Consider the following 2,091-nt stretch of genomic DNA (forward strand, 5'->3'; position numbering starts at 1 on the left):
CTCGGTATTGATATCCAGCCAGCACAGCTCAATCGACGCCAGGGTCAAAGGCTGCGGCACCGAATTCCCCGACAAGGTGGCAGGCACGGTAAAGGATTCGGTCATGACCTCCGCCTGCCATTCGATGCGATGGACCAGGCAGGCTTCGGTGCGGCCACGAATGTCCATAGGGCCAAGATTTCGGGAGCGTACGAGCGTGTCGGCGGGGAGCTTCTCAATAACGGCTTCGGTCGCGAGAATCTGGTCCGGTCCCGACAAGTCACTCAGGCGGGAAGCCACATTGACGGCATCGCCAAAGCAGTCACCGTCCTGCTCGACAATTTCACCGCGCGCAACACCCAGTTGCAACCGCATCTTGAGGTGCTCGGGCCAGTTGCGAATCCGGTCGCGGTGAACCCGCTGCAGCTCGGTTACGGCATCAACAGCGTCCGCATTGTCCGGAAACACCACCAATACACCATCGCCCAGGTATTTCACAACATGGCCGCGATAGGCCACGCTGACCTTGCCTATCCACTGCGTCAAACGTGTAATGGCCTGGGTTGCCTTGGCATTGCCCAGCGATTCAAAAACCCCGGTGCTTCCGGTGAGATCGGCAAAAACGACGGTGACTTCTGCCATACGGTTTATGTAACTGCTTGTAGCTATCTTGCGTAATTAAAACATAAGCATGATTACGACAAGAACAAATTGCGCGCCGAGACCCGCAATCGTAACTAAATGTTTATTTTTTCGCGAATCGCCAGTGCTGGACCAAGCGGCTCAACCCACTGCGGCTTTTAGCTGGATGGCCTTGAACTCCAGAAATTCTTCAAAACCGTAAACGCCGTTCTCGCGGCCGTTACCCGACTGTTTGTAGCCACCAAACGGCGCCTGACCGTTGAAAGGCCCGCCATTGATATCCACCTGGCCAGTGCGCAGGCGGCGTGCCACTTTCATGGCACGTTCGTCGGTACCACCCCAAACCGCGCCGCCAAGCCCGTAAATKGTGCTGTTGGCAATCGCCACCGCCTCGTCCTCGTCCTTGTAGGAAATAACGACCAGGACCGGACCGAAAATTTCTTCCTGCGCCAGCGTGTCCGTTGCCTTGATGCCCAGGATGGTGGGCTGGACAAAATAGCCTTTTGCGAAATCAGGCGCCTCGGCACCGCCGGCAATCACATCTGCACCTTCTTCAACGCCGGTCCGGATGAAACCCAGGACGCGGTCGCGCTGGGCAGCACTGACCAGCGGCCCTAGTTTGCTGGTTTCCTCAAGGCTTGGGCCGATATTGAACCTCGCGATTGCGGCCTGTGCGAGCGCCTTGGCTTCGTCGTAACGCCCTGCCGGCACCARCATGCGGGTGTGGGCGGAACAGGTCTGTCCGCTGTTGAGCATGCAGGCCGACACAGTGCCTTTAACGGCTGCCTCGAAATTGGCATCGTCCAGAATGACGCTGGCCGACTTGCCGCCGAGCTCAAGCGCCACCCGCTTGACCGACTGGCTGGCGAGTTCGCTCACGCGCTTGCCCGCCCGGGTGGAGCCGGTAAAGCTCAGCATGTCCACTTCGGGATGCGTTGCCAGCACCTCGCCCACCACAGGACCGACGCCATTGACCAGGTTGAACACACCGGGCGGTATGCCTGCCTCATGAATGATTTCCGCCAGGATCATGGCATTGACCGGTGCGATTTCGCTGGGCTTTAGCACCACGGTGCAGCCTGCCGCCATGGCAGGGGCGATCTTGAGCGTGATCTGGCTGAGCGGGAAATTCCAGGGCGTGATGCAACCCACGACACCGATTGGCTCGCGCACCACCAGCGAATTGCCGACCTGTTTTTCCCATTCGAACTGGCGGGCGACCTTGGCAAAGTTTCCCCAGTGCCAGGCAGGCCCCCCTACCTGGACGGCTCGGGCCATTTTCAGGGGCATGCCGACCTCTCGGGCAATGGCCACCGCCAGGTCTTCAGTGCGCGCCTTGATGCCGGCGGCAACCTTATCCAGGTAGGCGGCACGCGTCTCGACGGGCAAGGCCGACCAGCCGTCAAACGCGGCCCGGGCGGCCAGGACGGCAGCTTCTGCTTCACCCACCGTACCGGACGGCACCGTCGC

2 protein-coding genes are annotated in these 2,091 nt (G+C 60.1%); both read right to left on the reverse strand.

The window, feature by feature from the left end; all coding sequences use genetic code 11:
- On the reverse strand, window positions 1-621 hold a 621-nt coding region (locus AC1D0Z_RS20260; protein ID WP_477659965.1), incomplete at its 3' end, for an adenylate/guanylate cyclase domain-containing protein.
- Between the two features lie 141 nt (window positions 622-762).
- A partial coding sequence (locus tag AC1D0Z_RS20265) for an aldehyde dehydrogenase family protein (protein ID WP_477659966.1) occupies window positions 763-2,091 on the reverse strand: 1,329 nt, incomplete at its 5' end.

The sequence above is a fragment of the Polaromonas sp. P1_E3 genome, from assembly GCF_056405935.1.